The 16,477-nt window shown below is 68.2% G+C and carries 13 protein-coding genes; 10 read left to right on the top strand and 3 right to left on the bottom strand.

Features of this window, described 5'->3' with window-relative positions; genetic code table 11:
- Positions 1-64 precede the first annotated feature (64 nt).
- On the bottom strand, positions 65-1,576 hold the full coding sequence (locus AC1DN2_RS12360; protein ID WP_028278044.1) for a helix-turn-helix transcriptional regulator: 1,512 nt from the start codon (positions 1,574-1,576) through the stop codon (positions 65-67).
- 142 nt (positions 1,577-1,718) lie between these two features.
- Between AC1DN2_RS12360 and aceA the strand changes: the two genes are divergently transcribed.
- A complete protein-coding gene (gene aceA / locus AC1DN2_RS12355) occupies positions 1,719-3,050 on the top strand; it encodes an isocitrate lyase (RefSeq protein ID WP_476850538.1) in 1,332 nt (443 codons plus the stop codon).
- Between the two features lie 200 nt (positions 3,051-3,250).
- Positions 3,251-4,915 (top strand): malate synthase A, encoded by a 1,665-nt coding sequence (gene aceB / locus AC1DN2_RS12350; protein WP_476850537.1) that lies wholly within the window; start codon positions 3,251-3,253, stop codon positions 4,913-4,915.
- Positions 4,916-5,077: 162 nt separating this feature from the next.
- Here the strand turns inward: aceB and AC1DN2_RS12345 are convergent, their stop codons facing one another.
- Together AC1DN2_RS12345 and AC1DN2_RS12340 are read right to left on the bottom strand one after the other, a co-directional pair.
- Positions 5,078-6,262 carry an MFS transporter gene (locus AC1DN2_RS12345; protein WP_476850536.1) on the bottom strand — a complete coding sequence of 395 codons (1,185 nt, stop codon included), beginning with the start codon at positions 6,260-6,262 and terminating at the stop codon, positions 5,078-5,080.
- 137 nt (positions 6,263-6,399) lie between these two features.
- On the bottom strand, positions 6,400-7,611 hold the full coding sequence (locus AC1DN2_RS12340) for an ROK family transcriptional regulator (protein WP_476850535.1): 1,212 nt from the start codon (positions 7,609-7,611) through the stop codon (positions 6,400-6,402).
- A gap of 255 nt (positions 7,612-7,866) precedes the next feature.
- Between AC1DN2_RS12340 and AC1DN2_RS12335 the strand changes: the two genes are divergently transcribed.
- From AC1DN2_RS12335 to AC1DN2_RS12300, 8 genes are all read left to right on the top strand, one after another.
- Complete coding sequence (locus AC1DN2_RS12335) at positions 7,867-8,622, top strand: sugar phosphate isomerase/epimerase family protein (protein ID WP_476850534.1); 756 nt, start codon at positions 7,867-7,869, stop codon at positions 8,620-8,622.
- On the top strand, positions 8,619-9,761 hold the full coding sequence (locus AC1DN2_RS12330) for a Gfo/Idh/MocA family protein (RefSeq protein ID WP_476850533.1): 1,143 nt from the start codon (positions 8,619-8,621) through the stop codon (positions 9,759-9,761). The genes AC1DN2_RS12335 and AC1DN2_RS12330 overlap by 4 nt, the downstream gene beginning before the upstream one ends.
- 9 nt (positions 9,762-9,770) lie before the next feature.
- Entirely contained in the window at positions 9,771-10,973 is a 1,203-nt protein-coding gene (locus tag AC1DN2_RS12325) for a Gfo/Idh/MocA family protein (RefSeq protein WP_476850532.1), read from the top strand.
- Position 10,974: 1 nt separating this feature from the next.
- Complete coding sequence (locus tag AC1DN2_RS12320; protein ID WP_476850531.1) at positions 10,975-11,970, top strand: sugar phosphate isomerase/epimerase family protein; 996 nt, start codon at positions 10,975-10,977, stop codon at positions 11,968-11,970.
- 470 nt (positions 11,971-12,440) lie between these two features.
- Complete coding sequence (locus AC1DN2_RS12315; RefSeq protein ID WP_476850530.1) at positions 12,441-13,544, top strand: baeRF11 domain-containing protein; 1,104 nt, start codon at positions 12,441-12,443, stop codon at positions 13,542-13,544.
- 66 nt (positions 13,545-13,610) lie between these two features.
- Positions 13,611-14,147 (top strand): N-acetyltransferase family protein, encoded by a 537-nt coding sequence (locus tag AC1DN2_RS12310; RefSeq protein ID WP_476850529.1) that lies wholly within the window; start codon positions 13,611-13,613, stop codon positions 14,145-14,147.
- Positions 14,148-14,258: 111 nt separating this feature from the next.
- Complete coding sequence (locus AC1DN2_RS12305; RefSeq protein ID WP_476850528.1) at positions 14,259-14,993, top strand: DsbA family oxidoreductase; 735 nt, start codon at positions 14,259-14,261, stop codon at positions 14,991-14,993.
- A gap of 130 nt (positions 14,994-15,123) precedes the next feature.
- On the top strand, positions 15,124-16,446 hold the full coding sequence (locus AC1DN2_RS12300; RefSeq protein ID WP_476850527.1) for a nicotinate phosphoribosyltransferase: 1,323 nt from the start codon (positions 15,124-15,126) through the stop codon (positions 16,444-16,446).
- The last annotated feature ends 31 nt before the right edge of the window (positions 16,447-16,477 follow it).

Raw genomic sequence — 16,477 nt, 5'->3', positions numbered from 1 at the left:
TCCCGCCAAAAACCGCAGGACCTGAGGGAGCGTCTGGGAAAATCCTGCAGAAGCTGCGGGAGGGTCAACTCCCCGAGTGCGCCTGCAGGAAGGAGTAGACCTCTGTCTCGTCCACGCCCGGGAAGGCGCCCGGCGGCATGGCCGCCAGCAGGTGGGAGTGGGCCCGGGCCGAGGGCCAGGCGTTCCCGGCCCATTCGGCGGTCAGCGACGCCGGCGGGCGGCGGCAGCAGCTTTCGTCCGGGCAGGTGGACTTGGACCGCTCGGTGGTGTCGCGGCCGCGGAACCACTTCACGTGCGCATACGGGACACCCACGGAGAGCGAGAACTCCCCGTTCGCGGAGCGTTCCGTCCGGGCCGTGCACCAGTACGTCCCGGCCGGGGTGTCGGTGTACTGGTTGTAGGCGCTGAACTTGTCCGGGACGTCGAACACCACCCGGGACGTCCAGTTCCGGCACGAGAACTGACCCTCGATGGCGCCGGTGTGGTCCTGCGGGAACGTCACGCCGTCGTTCTCGTAGGCCTTGTAGATGATGCCGCTCTTGTGCGTCTTCTGGAAGTGCGTGCGGATGCCCAGGTGCTGGGTGGCCAGGTTTGTGAAGCGGTGCGCGGCGGTCTCGTAGGACACCGCGAAGGCGTCCCGGATGTCCTCGACCGCGATTTCCTTGGCCTGCTTGGCCTCCTGCAGGAATGCCACGGTGGCCTGCTCGGGCAGCAGCAGCGCGGCGGCGAAGTAGTTCGTGGCCACGCGCTGCATCAGGAAATCGCCGTAGTTGTTCGGCGTCTGGTGGCCCAGGACGTAATGGCCCAGCGCCTGCAGCAGCACCGAACGGGGGTCGTGATCGCTGCGGGCGTTCTGCGTGAGATAAATTCGGCGGTTCTTAAGATCAGTCACCGAACGCGTGGAATGAGGGAGATCACCCACATGGTGGAGGCTGAATCCGAGATGCCCGGCGATGTCCGAAATGACGTGGTGGGATAGCGGACCGCTGGTGTGGCCCACCGAGGCCAGGACCTTCTGCGCCTCGGCCTCATACTCGGGGAAATAGTTGTTCCTCTCGCGCATCATCGCGCGCAGTTCACCGTTCGCGCGGCGGGCCTCCTCCGGCGTCGCGACCTGCTCATTGAGCCGGCGTTCAAGCTCATGCTGCAGGCCCACCATGGACTCCAGCACATCCATCGGAAGCCGCGAACTGATGCGGATCTTGGGCAGGTTCAGGGACTCATAGATGGGGCTGCGCTGGTACCGTTCCAGCTCGATCTCCAGCGCCGCACGCCGGTTGGGCGGCTCCGCGCCGAGCAGTTCGTCGATGCTCACCCCGAGTGCGGCCGCCAGCTGCTGGAGCAGACCAAGCTTGGGCTCGCGTTTGCCGTTTTCCATCAGGCTCAGCTGGCTGGGGGCCGTCCCGACGGCGGCACTCAGGTCATCGAGCGTGAGCCCTGCCGCCTTGCGCAGATGCCGGACGCGCCGGCCCAGGCTGATGACATCCACCTCCGGCGCTGCGGGCGCGGACGACGCAAGGGCTTGGCGGTTCCAGCTGGTTGAGTGCATTTCTTGAGAATACGCGAAGAAGTGCATTTCTTTCCATAGCTTTGGTCTAGAAACCCCTTGGAAAGTGCAGAAAAGTAGAACTCACGGAAAGATTCACTATCCGGGAACAACCAGCCAGGATCTGCAGAGACGCAGACTGACCGGCCCCGGACCCACCAAGGAGACAAAGATGACTGCAGCATTTGAGCCCACCCAGCAGACGCCCGAGCAGCAGGCCGCCGCACTGGAGCTCGAGTGGGCCGCCAACCCCCGCTGGGAAGGTGTGACCCGGGACTACAAGGCCTCCGACGTCGTCCGCCTCCGCGGCCGCGTCTCCGAAGAACACACCCTCGCCCGGCGCGGCTCCGAAAAGCTGTGGAAGCAGCTCACCGAGGAGCACAAGACCGGCGGCTACACCAACGCCCTCGGCGCCCTGACCGGCAACCAGGCCGTGCAGCAGGTCAAGGCCGGCCTCCGCGCCATCTACCTCTCCGGCTGGCAGGTCGCCGCGGACGCCAACAACTCCGGCCACACCTACCCGGACCAGTCGCTCTACCCCGCCAATTCCGTTCCCACGGTGGTCCGGCGCATCAACAACGCCCTGCTCCGCGCGGACCAGATCGAGTTCTCCGAGGGCATCCAGACCGTCGAGGACTGGATGGTCCCGATTGTGGCCGACGCCGAGGCAGGCTTCGGCGGCCCGCTGAACGCCTACGAGCTCATGAAGTCGATGATCCAGGCCGGCGCCTCGGGCGTGCACTGGGAAGACCAGCTCGCCTCGGAAAAGAAGTGCGGCCACCTCGGCGGCAAGGTCCTGATCCCCACCCAGCAGCACGTCCGGACGCTGAACGCTGCCCGGCTCGCCGCCGACGTCGCCGGTACCCCGTCGGTCATCATCGCCCGCACCGACGCCGAGGCGGCCACCCTGATCACCTCCGACGTCGACGAGCGTGACCAGGAATTCATCCTCCGCGAAGGCGGCCAGCCGGTCCGCACCCCGGAGGGCTTCTACAAGGTCCGCAACGGGATCGAACCCTGCATCGCCCGCGCCAAGGCCTACGCCCCGTACTCCGACCTCATCTGGATGGAGACGGGCACCCCGGACCTGGAGCTGGCCCGCAAATTCGCGGAATCCGTCAAGGCCGAGTTTCCGGACCAGATGCTCTCCTACAACTGCTCGCCGTCGTTCAACTGGCGCAAGCACCTCGATGACGCCACGATCGCGAAGTTCCAGCGCGAACTCGGCGCCATGGGCTTCACCTTCCAGTTCATCACCCTGGCCGGCTTCCACGCCCTGAACTACTCGATGTTCGACCTCGCCCACGGCTACGCCCGGGAAGGCATGAGCGCGTACGTCGAGCTGCAGGAGAAGGAATTCGCCTCCGAGTCCCGCGGCTACACCGCCACCAAGCACCAGCGCGAAGTCGGCACCGGCTACTTCGACGACATTGCCACCGCGCTCAACCCGAACGCATCCACCCTGGCCCTGGTGGGATCCACCGAAGAAGGCCAGTTCCACTAGAACTCACGACGGCGGCAGTTCCGCCAGCGGACCGAACGCTCCTCCGCGTGCTATTCCCCATTGCCGCCTTCGCCATTGCCCACCTCGGCGGGGCGGCAATGGGACCCCTTTTACGCACGCTTCCGGAGCATCCGGCCCGCCGTCTTCAGCGCACGTCACCACCCGCCGTCGAACTTTTGCTTCTCCAAGGAGAGATTGAGATGAACAGCTTCACTGACAACTTCACTATCAACGGGATCACGTTGACCGCGCAGCCGATTTGCCGGCAGAGCGAGGTCCTCACGCCGGACGCGCTGGCGTTTGTTGCCAAGCTGCACAAGGCCACGGCAGGGCCCCGTCGGGAGCTGCTGCAGGCACGGCAGGAACGCCGCCAGCAGATCTCCAAGGGCCAGGACCCGCGGTTCCTGCGCGAGACCGAGTCCGTCCGCAACGACCCGAACTGGCGCGTCGCTCCCCCGGCCCCGGGCCTGGAGGACCGCCGCGTGGAAATCACCGGGCCGGTCGACAAGAAGATGACGATCAATGCGCTGAACTCCGGCGCCAAGGTGTGGCTCGCGGACATGGAGGACTCCTCCACGCCGTCCTGGCGCAACGTGATCCAGGGCCAGCTGAACCTCACCGATGCGCTGGAGCGCCGGATCGACTTCACTTCCCCGGAGGGCAAGGAGTACAAGCTGCGCCCGGCCGGGGAACTGCCCACAGTCGTGGTCCGCCCCCGCGGCTGGCACTTGCCGGAAAAGCACATGCTCATCGATGGCACGCCTATTGCCGGCGGGATCGTGGATTTTGGCCTGTACTTCTTCCACAACGCCCGCCGCCTGATCGCCCAGGGCAAAGGCCCGTACTTCTACCTGCCGAAGATCGAGAACCACCTCGAGGCCCGGCTGTGGAACGACATCTTCATCATGGCGCAGGACCTGCTGGGTATCCCGCAGGGCACCATCCGCGCGACCGTGCTGATCGAGACCATCACCGCGGCGTTCGAAATGGAGGAGATCCTCTACGAACTCCGGGACCACGCCGCGGGCCTGAACGCCGGCCGCTGGGACTACATCTTCTCCCTGATCAAGAACTTCCGCACCCGCGGCCCGCGCTTCGTGCTCCCGGACCGCGGCCAGGTCACCATGACCCAGCCGTTCATGCGCGCCTACACAGAACAGCTCGTCCGGGCCTGCCACAAGCGCGGCGCCATGGCGATCGGCGGCATGGCCGCGGCTGTCCCCAACCGCAAGGACCAGGATGCCAACGCGATCGCCTTCGAGAAGGTCCGCGCGGACAAGACCCGCGAGGCCGGCGACGGCTTCGACGGCTCCTGGGTGGCGCACCCGGACCTGGTGCCGGTCTGCCGCGAGGTGTTCGACGCCGTCCTCGGCGAGCGTCCGAACCAGCTCGAGCGCCTCCGCGAAGACGTCACCCCGGACGACCGCGCGCTCCTGGACATCTCCGCGACCACCGGAACCATCACTGAGCAGGGGATCCGGAACAACATCGAAGTGGGGATCCGCTACATCGAATCCTGGCTGCGCGGCAACGGCGCGGTGGCCATCCACAACCTGATGGAGGATGCCGCCACCGCGGAAATCTCCCGCTCGCAGCTGTGGCAGTGGATCTTTGCCCGGGCCATCACTGACCACGGCGACGTAATCACCCGGGAGTGGGTGGAGGACATGCTGGACGAGGAATTCGCCAAGCTGGAGCGCTTCGAAGGAGACCGTTTCGCCGACGCGCGGGACATCTTCGAGGAAGTCACCCTCAGCAGCGAGTTCCCGGCCTTCCTGACGCTCCCGGCCTACGACCGCTTCCTGCATGAAGCGCGCGACGGCGCCGACGCCGCCAGCGGGGACCCCGCACTGGTTCCGGCGTAGGACTCCGCGTCCCGGGCAACCGGGTCCGCACAGATTTCCGTTGGCTGGGCTGCCAGGCCCTTCGCAACAGGCGCCCCGAAATCCGGGTGGCAGTCCAGCAACGGAAAATCCCCCCGTGCTCGACAACGGCGTCGAGACGACACCCCGGCGCGCGACAGCGAATCAGTGGGGCTTCGGCACCCGCCGCAGTGACAGCGAGGTGCCGAGGATGAACGCGGCCACCGAGCCCAGGATCATCAGCAGCGGTCCGGTCCAGGCGCCAGTGGTCCCGTGGACGTAGCCCAGCAGGGTCGGCGCCACTGCCCCGAAGGAGTATCCCGTCCCCTGGACGACGGCGGACATCCGGGCCGCCGAGGCCTGGTCCCGCGCCAGCCGGATAATGGCCAGGAAGATCAGCGTGATGCCGCCGCCCTGGGCCACACCGCCGAAGGAACACCACAGCCACCACAGCTCCGGTGCCAGCAGCAGGCCCACGGGTACGGTGAGCCACAGCAGCCCGAGGGCGAGGCCCACCGCCGTCGTACTGGCGAACCGGGCCGCCAGCGGCACGCCCAGTCCGCCCACGATGGCCAGGATCTGGAAGAGCGAGGACCCTGCCCCGGCGGCTGCTGGCGCCATGCCGAGTTCGTCCGAGAGCAGGCTCGGCAGCCAGGCGGTCACTCCGTAGTAGGAGAACGCCTGCCCGGCGAACCCGAAGGTCAGCGCTGCCGTGGTCCACCGGGAGGTGAGCTTGCCGGGCCGCCGCGGGTCCGCCGCGGCGACGGCGGCAGGAGTGAAGGCCCGCCGGCCAACCGCGATCACCCACACGGCGGCGGCCGCCACCGCGAACAGGCCACTGGCGGCAATCGCGGGCCGCCAGCCCAGGAGTTCAGCCAGCGGCGCCGACACCATGGAGGTCAGGAACGAGCCGATGTTCAGTGCCGCGGTGTAGGTGCCCATTGCCGCGCCTTGCCGGGCGGGGGTGAAGTCACGGCGGATGATCAGCGGGACCACGATGTTGCCGATCGTAATGGCGACGCCGAGGATCACCGTGCCCAGCATGACCAGGGCACCCCCGCCGGCCGAGCGGACCACGACGCCGAAGAGCACCCCGAGCAGGGTCAGGGTGATGGCGAATTCTGGCCCCAACTTGCGCCCGGCCAGCGAGGCCAGGGGCGCGGCCAGGGCAAAGCACAGGACCGGGATGCCGGTCAGGAATCCCAATTCCACCGGGGTGAACCCGAGATCGTCCTCCAGTTGGGCGATCACCGGCGCCACCGCCACCAACGGGCCGCGCATGTTCAGCGCGATCAGCCCGATCGCGAGCATGAGGAGCCAGCCGCGCGGCGCCCGGGCCACGCTGCTCATGGGGCGGCCCGTAGCCCGGCGGCCGGGCAGAAATATGATTTCATCAGTCCCATTGCTATCACGGGCCCCGGCCGCGCCTTCGGAATGTGACGCTTTCCGGGACACCCCTGCCGGGCGCGCCGCTTTCCGGGACACCCCTAGCCCGTGGCCTGCAGGGTCGCCTCAATGACCGCGGGTGAGAGCACATGCTGCGTGACCATCTGGCTGGCGCCGAGGATCGCGGCCTGGTCACCGGCCCGGGACACGCCGATCCGCAGGTGCGTCGTGGCCAGCGGCAGCGAGCGCCGGTAGACCACCTCGCGGACGCCGGCCATCAGATGCTCCCCGGCCTGGCCGAGGCTTCCGCCGATCACAATCACCGAGGGGTTCAGCAGGTTCACGACCATGGAGAGGACGTCGCCGAGGTCCCTGCCGGCCTGCCGCAGCGCCTGGATGGCCTGCAGGTTCCCTTCGGCGACCAGGCGCAACACATCGCCGCCGTCGTGCGCCGGCAGGCCCTGCCGCGTCAGCGCCTTGGCGACGGCGGGCCCGGACGCCAGGGCTTCGAGGCACCCGTAGTTCCCGCACCGGCACAGCACGTCATCGCCACGCGGAACCCGGACGTGTCCGAGGTCGCCGGCCGTCCCGTTGGCTCCGCGCTGGAGCTGGCCGCTGCTGATGATGCCCGCCCCGACGCCGGTGGCCACCTTGATGAACAGGAAGTTTTCGTCGTCAGGCCAGTGCGCCGTGCGCTCCCCCAGCGCCATGATGTTCACGTCGTTGTCCACCAGGACCGGCACCGGAAGGGACCGCTGGATGTGGCGGACGACGTCGAACCCGTCCCAGCCGGGCATGATTGGCGGCTTCACCGGCATGCCGGTGGCGTGTTCCACGGGCCCCGGGAGCCCGATGCCGGCGCCGGCCAGGTCCCCAATTCCCCGGCCGGCCCCGCCGAGCAGCTGCAGCCCTTCCTCGATCACCCGGTCCAGGACAACCACCGGGCCGTCGGCGACATCCTGCGCCAGCCGGCGCTCCGCGAGCACCGTCCCGCCGAGGTCCGTGACGGCGATGATCACGTGGGTGGCCCCGACATCCACCGCCAGGACGACGCGGGCCGCCGGGTTGAAGGCAAAGCGCGACGGCGGGCGGCCGCCGCTGGAGCTCGCCTCCCCGGCGGGGCCGACGAGCCCGGAGACCATCAGCGCATCGATGCGGGAAGCGACAGTGGACCGGGCGAGCCCGGTGGTCAGGGCCAGTTCCGCGCGGGTCCGGGCCCTGCCGTCGCGCAGGAGCTGGAAGAGGTCTCCGGCGCGGGACAGGCTGCCCCCGGCCTCGGGGGTTGCGGGCTCGGTGCCGGTGGGCGTACTCATGAGTAAGTGATAGCACGAAGATCTTCTGCATGTCACGCTTCACAAAGATTGACACGTAGTTTCCAACTTTTGCTTGACGCCCGGCAAAAGTCTCCCTAGTTTGGAGCCATCGTGTTCCTCCGCTCCAGACAAACCATCTCGCTGCCCGTGGGCGTGCAGTCCTTCTTCGCGCAGAATCAAACGGAATGGACGCCCCTTCCCGCCGTCAGGGCTGACCCTCACACCTTCGAAGCCGAACTCGTGCAAAGGAATCCCGTGTCTTATTCAATCCAGCTGTACACCCTCCGCAACGCCCTCCAGGAAGACTTGCACGGCACCATCAAAAAGGTCGCCGAACTCGGTTTCACCCAGGTTGAGCCCTACAACTTCGTCGCCACGGCCGCCGAGCTCGGCGCTGCCCTGAAGGAGAACGGCCTGACCGCCCCGTCCGGCCACGCCCCGCTGCTGAGCCAGGACCAGGACGAAATCTTCGCCGCGGCCAAGGAGTTGGGCATCACCACGGTGATCGACCCCTACCTCCCGGCCGAGCACTGGCAGTCCGCCGAGGACATCCAGGCCACCGCAGCGAAGCTCAACGCCGCCGCCAAGAAGGGCGCCGGGTACGGCATCCGCGTCGGCTACCACAACCACGCCTGGGAGCTGGAGTCCAGCATCGAGGGCCAGACCGCCCTGGAGTACTTCGAGGGACTCCTGGACCCGGAACTCGTCCTGGAAGTGGACACCTACTGGGCCGCCGTCGGCGGCCAGGACCCGGTGCAACTGCTGCAGCGCCTCGGCGACAGGGTCAGATTCATCCACATCAAGGACGGCCCCGTCTCCACGGACACCAAGGCGCAGCAGCCGGCCGGGCAGGGCAAGATCGCCGTGCGGGACGTCATCGCCGCGGCGCAGTCCCTCGAAGTCGGCGTCGTGGAATTCGACGACTACTCCGGCGACATCTTCGACGGCATCGCCCAGAGCCTGGGCTACCTGCAAAGCGGTTCCGCCGGCGCGCGGGGCGTGAACGCATGAGCGCCGCACCGAACCGTGTAGCAGCGAACCGTGCCGCCGGCCGCGGCCCCGTGGGCGTCGCCGTCATCGGCGCCGGCAACATCAGCAAGCAGTACCTGGACAACCTGACCGTCTTCCCCGACCTTAAGGTCCACGTGATCGCCGACCTCTTCGAGGAGGCGGCCGGGGCGCGGGCCAAGGAATACGGCATCCCGGAGTGGGGCGGGGTGGACGCCGCCCTGAACCACCCCGACGTCGAAATCATCGTCAACCTGACCATCCCGGCCGCGCACGTGGAAGTGGCCACGGCCGCCGTCGATGCCGGCAAACACGTCTGGACGGAAAAGCCGTTCTCGCTGGACCGCGATTCCGGCCTGGGCCTGCTGAAAACGGCCGACGCCGCGGGGCTGCGGCTGGGCTGCGCCCCGGATACGTTCCTGGGCGCCGGGCTGCAGACTGCCCGGCGGCTGATCGAACGTGGCGACATCGGCACCCCGCTGACGGCCATGACCACGTTCCAGACGCCCGGGCCGGAATCGTGGCACCCCAACCCCGCGTTCCTCTTCCAGCACGGCGCCGGGCCGCTGTTCGACATGGGCCCGTACTACCTCACAGCCCTGGTGCAGACGTTCGGCTCCGTGCGCCGCGTGGCCGCGACCGGTTCCAAGGCAAAGGAGGTCCGGGTCATCGGTTCCGGCCCCAAGGCCGGCGAGGATTTTACGGTCGAGGTCCCCACCCACGTCTCCGCCATGGCCCAGTTCGAGTCCGGCGCGTCCTCCCACAGCGTGTTCAGCTTCGAGTCCCCGCGGCTGCGGATGGGCTTCGTGGAGATCACCGGGACCGAGGCCACCATCTCGCTGCCCGATCCAAACTACTTCGACGGCGACATCAAGCTCTGGCGCGCCGGCGACGAGGAATGGACCGTTATTCCGGCCACCGGCCCCAGCCAGGGCCGCGGCATGGGCGTGCTGGACATGGCACGCTCCATCCGCGCCGGCGTTCCGCACCGCGCCACCGGCAACCTCGCCTACCACGTCCTGGACACCATGGTCTCGATCTCCGAGTCGGTCGATTCGGGCACGTTCATCGATGTGGAAAGCTCCGCGCCCACCTCCGCAGCCCTCCCCGAGGACTGGGACCCCACCGCTTCCACACTCTAGGGACCAGCAATGAATTCCCACGAAACCACCCCCGGCCCCGCCGCCGGTTCACGTTTGGGTGTGGCCATGATCGGGTACGCGTTCATGGGCAAGGCCCACTCGAACGCCTGGCGGAATGTTGCCAGCTACTTCGACGTCCCGGCGTTCGAACGGCGCGTCCTGGTCGGCCGCGACCCGGCCGGCGTCGCCGAGGCGGCCGCAAAGTACGGCTGGGCCGAGTCCGCCACGGACTGGCGCGCAGTGATCGCCCGGGATGACATCCACATCGTCGATATCTGCGCGCCGGGGTTCATGCACGCGGAAATCGCCATCGCCGCGCTGGCCGCCGGCAAGCACGTCCTGGTCGAGAAACCACTGGCCAACACCCTGGCCGAGGCCGAGGCCATGACCGCGGCAGTGCAGGCAGCCCGGGAGCGAGGGGTGCAGTCCATGATCGGCTTCAACTACCGCCGGGTCCCGGCCCTGGCGCTGGCCCGGGAGCTGATCGCGGAGGGCCGGCTCGGCGCCGTCCGGCATGTCCGCGCCGCCTACCTGCAGGACTGGCTCGTGGACCCGGATGCGCCCATGACGTGGCGGCTGAACAAGGACACCGCCGGGTCCGGGGCGCTGGGCGATATTGCCAGCCACGCGATCGACCAGGTGCTGTTCCTCCTGGGCGAGCCGGTCACCGAGGTCTCCGGCCGACTGCACACTTTCACGCCGCGACGCCCGGGCGCTGCCGGGCTGGAGGAGGTGACGGTCGACGACGCCGCCTGGGCCACGCTGACCCTCGCCTCCGGGGCCATCGCCTCGGTGGAGGTCTCCCGGGTGGCCGCCGGGCGGAAGAACTCGCTCACGCTGGAGATCTATGGCGACAAGGGAGCCCTGCTCTTCGATCTGGAGGACCTGAACGAGCTCTGCTTCCTGGACGCCACACTGCCGGTCCGCGAACAGGGCTTCCGCCGGATCCTCGTCAACGAACCCGAGCACCCGTACCTTGAAGCATGGTGGCCGCAGGGCCACGTGATCGGCTGGGAACACACGTTCACGCACGAGATCCGCGACTTCCTCACCGCGGTGGGCAACGGAACCCAGCCGTCGCCGTCGTTCGAGGACGGCCTGAGCGTCCAGCGGATCCTCGCCGCCGTGGAGGAAAGCGCCGCGGCCAAAAGTTCACTCATCCAGCTCACCCCGTCCGCACGGACCACCCAAACGATTACCGAAGGAACCTGACATGCCCCGCCCGTACACCCTGTTCACCGGCCAGTGGGCCGATCTGCCCTTTGAGGAAGTCGCCCGCCTGGCCTCCGGCTGGGGCTACGACGGCCTGGAAATCGCCGTCTCCGGCGACCACCTGGACGCCTGGCGCTGGGACGAACCCGGCTACGTCGAGTCCAAGCTGGCCGTACTGGAGAAGTACAACCTCAAGGTCTGGGCCATCTCCAACCACCTCAAGGGCCAGGCGGTGTGCGATGACCCGATCGACTTCCGGCACGAGGCGATCGTCGGGGCCAGGGTCTGGGGCGACGGCGAGCCAGAAGGCGTCCGCCAACGCGCTGCCGAGGAAATGAAACACACCGCCCGGCTCGCCAAGGCCCTCGGCGTCGACACCGTGGTCGGGTTCACCGGATCCTCCATCTGGCAGTACGTCGCGATGTTCCCGCCCGTGCCGGAGAAGGTCATCGAGGCCGGCTACCAGGACTTCGCCGACCGCTGGAACCCCATCCTGGACGTCTTCGACGAAAACGGTGTCCGCTTCGCGCACGAGGTCCACCCCTCCGAGATCGCCTACGACTACTGGACCACCGTCCGGACCCTCGAGGCGATCGGGCACCGCGAGGCCTTCGGCCTGAACTGGGACCCGTCCCACTTCATGTGGCAGGGCATCGACCCCGTCTCCTTCATCTGGGACTTCAAGGACCGGATCTACCACGTGGACTGCAAGGACACGAAGCTGCGCCCCACCGGCCGCAACACCGTGCTGGGCTCGCACCTGCCCTGGGGCGACCCGCGCCGTGGCTGGGACTTCGTCTCCGCCGGCCGCGGCGACGTGCCCTGGGAATCGTCCTTCCGCGCCCTGGCCGCGATCGGCTACGACGGCCCCATCTCGATCGAATGGGAAGACGCGGGCATGGACCGGCTCCACGGCGCCCCCGAAGCCCTCGCCGCGCTGAAGAAGTTCGACTTCCCGGCCTCGAACACCTCCTTCGACGCCGCGTTCAAGCAGTAGCGGGGCGCCGCAGGGTGCGGATCCGCTACGTTTCCGGACAGACGCGGCGAAACCGGCCCGGCGCACTGCGGATCCGCGCTGCGCCGGACCGATTCCGTGGCCCTGGTCCGATTCCGTAGCGAAACTCATCCGTCCACAGCTGTCATCGCCTGGAGCCTCGAGTGCCGGAACTCCCGGAAAACACCATCGCACCGCGGGAACTTCAGCCCGGGCAGCGCTGCGAGGTCTGGATCGCGTCCGTCACAGGTGAGCGCGAGCTGGCGTTCCCCAACGTGGACGTGCTCCTTGAGGCGCCGAACACCTCCCGAGTGCAAGTTCCGCCGACTGTTGACATGGGACTCCGAGCGGTCCGATGCTGAGCTGATCCGGTATTGCTTACCCCTCGGTGCGGCTTTGCGCATCGAGCAGGTGCAGGAACATTCCCCCTCCTCGTGCGACCCAGCCGAGAGATAGCAAAAAGGAGCACCCCCATGCACATCGACATGCCGACCCGGGACGACGTGGAACGGCTGGCCGCAGCGCGCGATCCACACAGCGTCACCGTGTATCTTTCGACGAGCAGCGTCCCTGCCCATTCGGAGGACAATCAGTCCAGAGCCCGGTCCTTGTTCAGTTCCGCCGTCGCACAGCTCCGCGAAGCGGGAAGCAACGACGCGGTCGTCGCGATAGAAACGTTTCTCGACGAGCTGCTGGGATCCCCGGAATTCTGGTTTGAGATGGGGCGGAGCCTGGCCATCTTCGTGACGCCGACTTCGATTCTCGAGTTCCGTTTGCCCAACGATCTCGAAGACCACGTAAGCGTGGCCGATCGTTTCGCCATCACACCGCTGCTCCGTGCCCTCACCTTCCCCAACGCGGCGCTCGTGCTCGCCATCTCCCAGAACGGGGCACGGCTCATCGAGGTCACGGCGGACCGACCGGCCGAAGAGGTCACGGTACCGGGCATGCCACAGGGTGCAGCCAGTGCCGTCGGGCTCGAATCGATCGGCGGCCGCTCCCACTTCGGGCGGCTGCATGGCGACGAGGGACGAAAGGTACGGCTAGCCCAGTACGCCCGTTCCGTCGACCACGTACTTCGTCCATTGTTGAACGGGCAGTCCCTGCCGCTGGTGATCGCTGCGACGGAGCCGCTCGCGAGCATCTACCGCAACCTCGCAGGATACGCCCACCTCGCGTCCGAGGGCATCGAGGGGAACCCCGATGAACTGACCCCGGCCCAATTGGCGGAAGCGGCGCGTGGCGTACTTGACCGGATCTATGCGGCCGATCTTGTTGCCCTGCAAACGACGTTTGAAGAGCGTCGCCCCAGCGGCCGCGGCACCGCCGACCTCAGCGACTTGGCGCGGGCCGCCGCCTTCGGCGCCATTGCGACGCTTGCTGTGGACATGGATGCCAGTGTCAAAGGTGCTGTCGGAGACGACGGCGCGCTCACCCTTGACGGTGACACCGGACAGGACGTGGTCGAGGAAATCGCCCGTCGGGCCCTCGGCTCGGGCGCCCGGGTCTTCGCCGTGCGCCGATCCGACATGCCGGAAAATGTGGAGGCCGTCGGGATCCTCCGCTACGCCATCTGATATGTAGCCCCCAACCACGCCAGTTCTTGTTGATGCCCGGGCCCCGCCGCGGGCTAGGGTTTAGCCATGACGCACCGGATCCGGACAGCAACCGCGGACGACGCCGGGAAGCTGGCCGCACTCGCGGCCGTCACCTTCCCACTCGCGTGCCCGCCGGAGTCCCGGCCGGAGGACATCGCGGCCCACCTCGCCAATACCCTGAGCGAGGCAAATTTCCGGGCCTATCTGGCAGATCCGGAGGTCACGGTGCTGGTGATCGACGCCGACGGTGACCTCCGCGGTTACAGCCTGCTGGTGGCCGGCCCTACCCGGGATCCGGACGTAGCCGCGGTCCTGAGCGAATTGCCGTGCACCGAGCTCAGCAAGTGCTACGTCCATCCCGAGCACCACGGACTCGGCGCCTCGGCCGAACTGATGCACGCCAGCATCGGCGCGGCTGCGGAAGCCGGCGCCCGCGGGCTCTGGCTCGGCGTGAACAGCCAAAACGCCCGCGCCATCCGGTTCTACGAAAAGTCCGGCTTCCGCAAGGTCGGCACCAAGTCCTTCCAGCTCGGCAACACCGTGGAGCACGACTTCGTGATGGAGCGCCCAGTCGCGCCGTGAGGCCGCGGGCGCCGGCCGGCCCTCAGCCGGGAGGACCCTTAGCCGTGGGGCCGTGACGCAGCCGACAGGCCGCCGGGGAATGGACCCGGCGGCGGCGCGGTTGTTGCGGGCATGAAGATTGAGATCTGGTCCGACGTCGCCTGCCCCTGGTGCTACATCGGCAAACGCCGTTTCGAAACCGCCCTCGCGGCCTTCCCGCACCGCGATTCCGTGGAGGTGCAGTGGCGCAGCTACCAGCTGGACCCCACGCTCCCGGAGCACTACGACGGCACCGAACTGGACTACCTGAGCACGCGCAAGGGCATGGCGCCGGCGCAGGTATCGCAGATGTTCGAGCACGTCGCGGCCCAGGCCAAGGGCGAGGGGCTGAACTACCGGTTCGACGCCGTCGTGGTCGCCAACAGCTTCACGGCCCACCGACTGATCCACCTCGCCGCCGCCCACGGCCAGCAGGACGTCGCGAAGGAACGCCTGCTCAGCGACCACTTCGAGCATGGCAAGGACATCGGCAGCCAGGACTACCTGACCGCCCTGGGCCTGGACCTCGGACTCGACGCGGGCGAACTGGCGGAACTGTTCAGCACCGAGGCCTACGCCGACGCCGTCCGCAACGACATCGCCGAGGCCCGCGCCCTGGGCATCAGCGGCGTCCCGTTCTTCGTGATCGACCGGAAGTTCGGACTCTCCGGTGCCCAACCCGCCGAAACCTTCACCGCCGCCCTCGAGCAGGCGTGGCAGGACAGCCACCCGCTGGTCATGGTGGGCGCCGGCGCGGAGGCCGCGGACGCCACCACCGATTCCCCCGCGGAATCCGGCGCCTGCGGCCCGGACGGCTGCCCCGTCTGAGCCCGGCATCGTCGAAGTCGCCGGAAACTCCCGGACTCGCCGGAAGTTTCCGGCGCCTCGGGGCGTTTCCGGCGAACTCCCGGCACGGGCGGCGTCCTGCGGCTTCGGGCGGCCCGGCCTAGAGTGGATCATGGACACTTCGGCCGGACCGGACGGACCCCGGACCTCCCTGTTTACCGACCACTATGAGCTGACCATGTTCCAGGCGGCCCTCCACTCCGGGGCCGCGCACCGCCGGTCCATCTTCCAGGCCTTCGCCCGGGGACTGCCGGCCGGGCGCCGGTATGGGATCGTGGCCGGCACCGGCCGGCTCCTCGAGGGAATCGCGAACTTCCGCTTCAACGAGGACGACGTCGCCTTCCTGGCCGCCACCGGCGTGGTCCATGAGGACACCCTGGAGCACCTGGCCGCCTTCCGGTTCTCCGGCGACATCTGGGGCTATCCGGAAGGTGAAGCCTACTTCCCGCACTCCCCCGTCCTGATCGTCGAATCGACGTTCGCCGAGGCCTGCGTCCTGGAGACCTACGTCCTGTCGGTGCTGAACCATGACAGCGCCATCGCCGCGGCCGCATCCCGGATGACCAGCGCCGCCGGCGGCAGGCCCTGCATTGAGATGGGCTCCCGCCGCACCCACGAGGAAGCGGCCGCCGCGGCGGCCCGCGCGGCTGTCATCGCGGGCTTTTCCGGCACCTCCAACCTGGCCGCCGGGCGGCGTTACGGCCTGCGGACCATCGGCACCGCGGCCCACTCCTTCACCCTGCTCCACGACTCCGAGCGCGACGCCTTCGCGGCGCAGCTTGCCTCGCTCGGGTCCGGCACCACGCTGCTCGTGGACACGTACGACGTCGAAGCGGCCGTCCGTACCGCCGTCGACCTCGCCGGAGACAAACTTGGGGCCATCCGGCTGGACTCCGGAGACCTCGTGGCCCAGGCACGGTGGGTCCGCGAACTCCTGGACAGCCTCGGCAACGTGCACACCAGGATCGTGGTGACCTCGGACCTGGACGAATTCGCCGTCGCCGCGCTCCGCTCCGCCCCGGCCGATTCCTATGGCATCGGCACGTCCCTGGTGACCGGATCCGGGGCGCCCACGGCCGGGATGGTCTACAAGCTGGTGAGCCGGGCCGGCGACTCCGGTGAGCTGGCTGCCGTGGCGAAGACCTCGAAGGACAAGATCAACATGGGCGGGCGCAAATTCGCCGTGCGCCGCCTCGATCCCCGCGGCACCGCCACCCACGAGGTCCTCGTCGTGGACCACCCGCCGGCCGCCGAAAGAAACGGACGCCCCCTCCTGCACCAGTTCATGAAAGACGGCGAAATCCTGCCCGGCTGGACCGGCCCGGACGCGGTGGGGCGGGCGCGGGACCGGCACACAGCCTCCATGGCGGAGCTGCCCCGGGTGGTGGACCGGCTGCAGCCCGGCGAGCCGGCCATCCCCACGATCTACGAATAAAGCCCGCCAAGGCGGCGCAAGACCCAAATCC

The organism is Arthrobacter sp. 01L42 (assembly GCF_056400005.1).
Note: the sequence above shows the minus strand (reverse complement) of the source record. Positions and strands in the feature narration are given on the sequence as shown.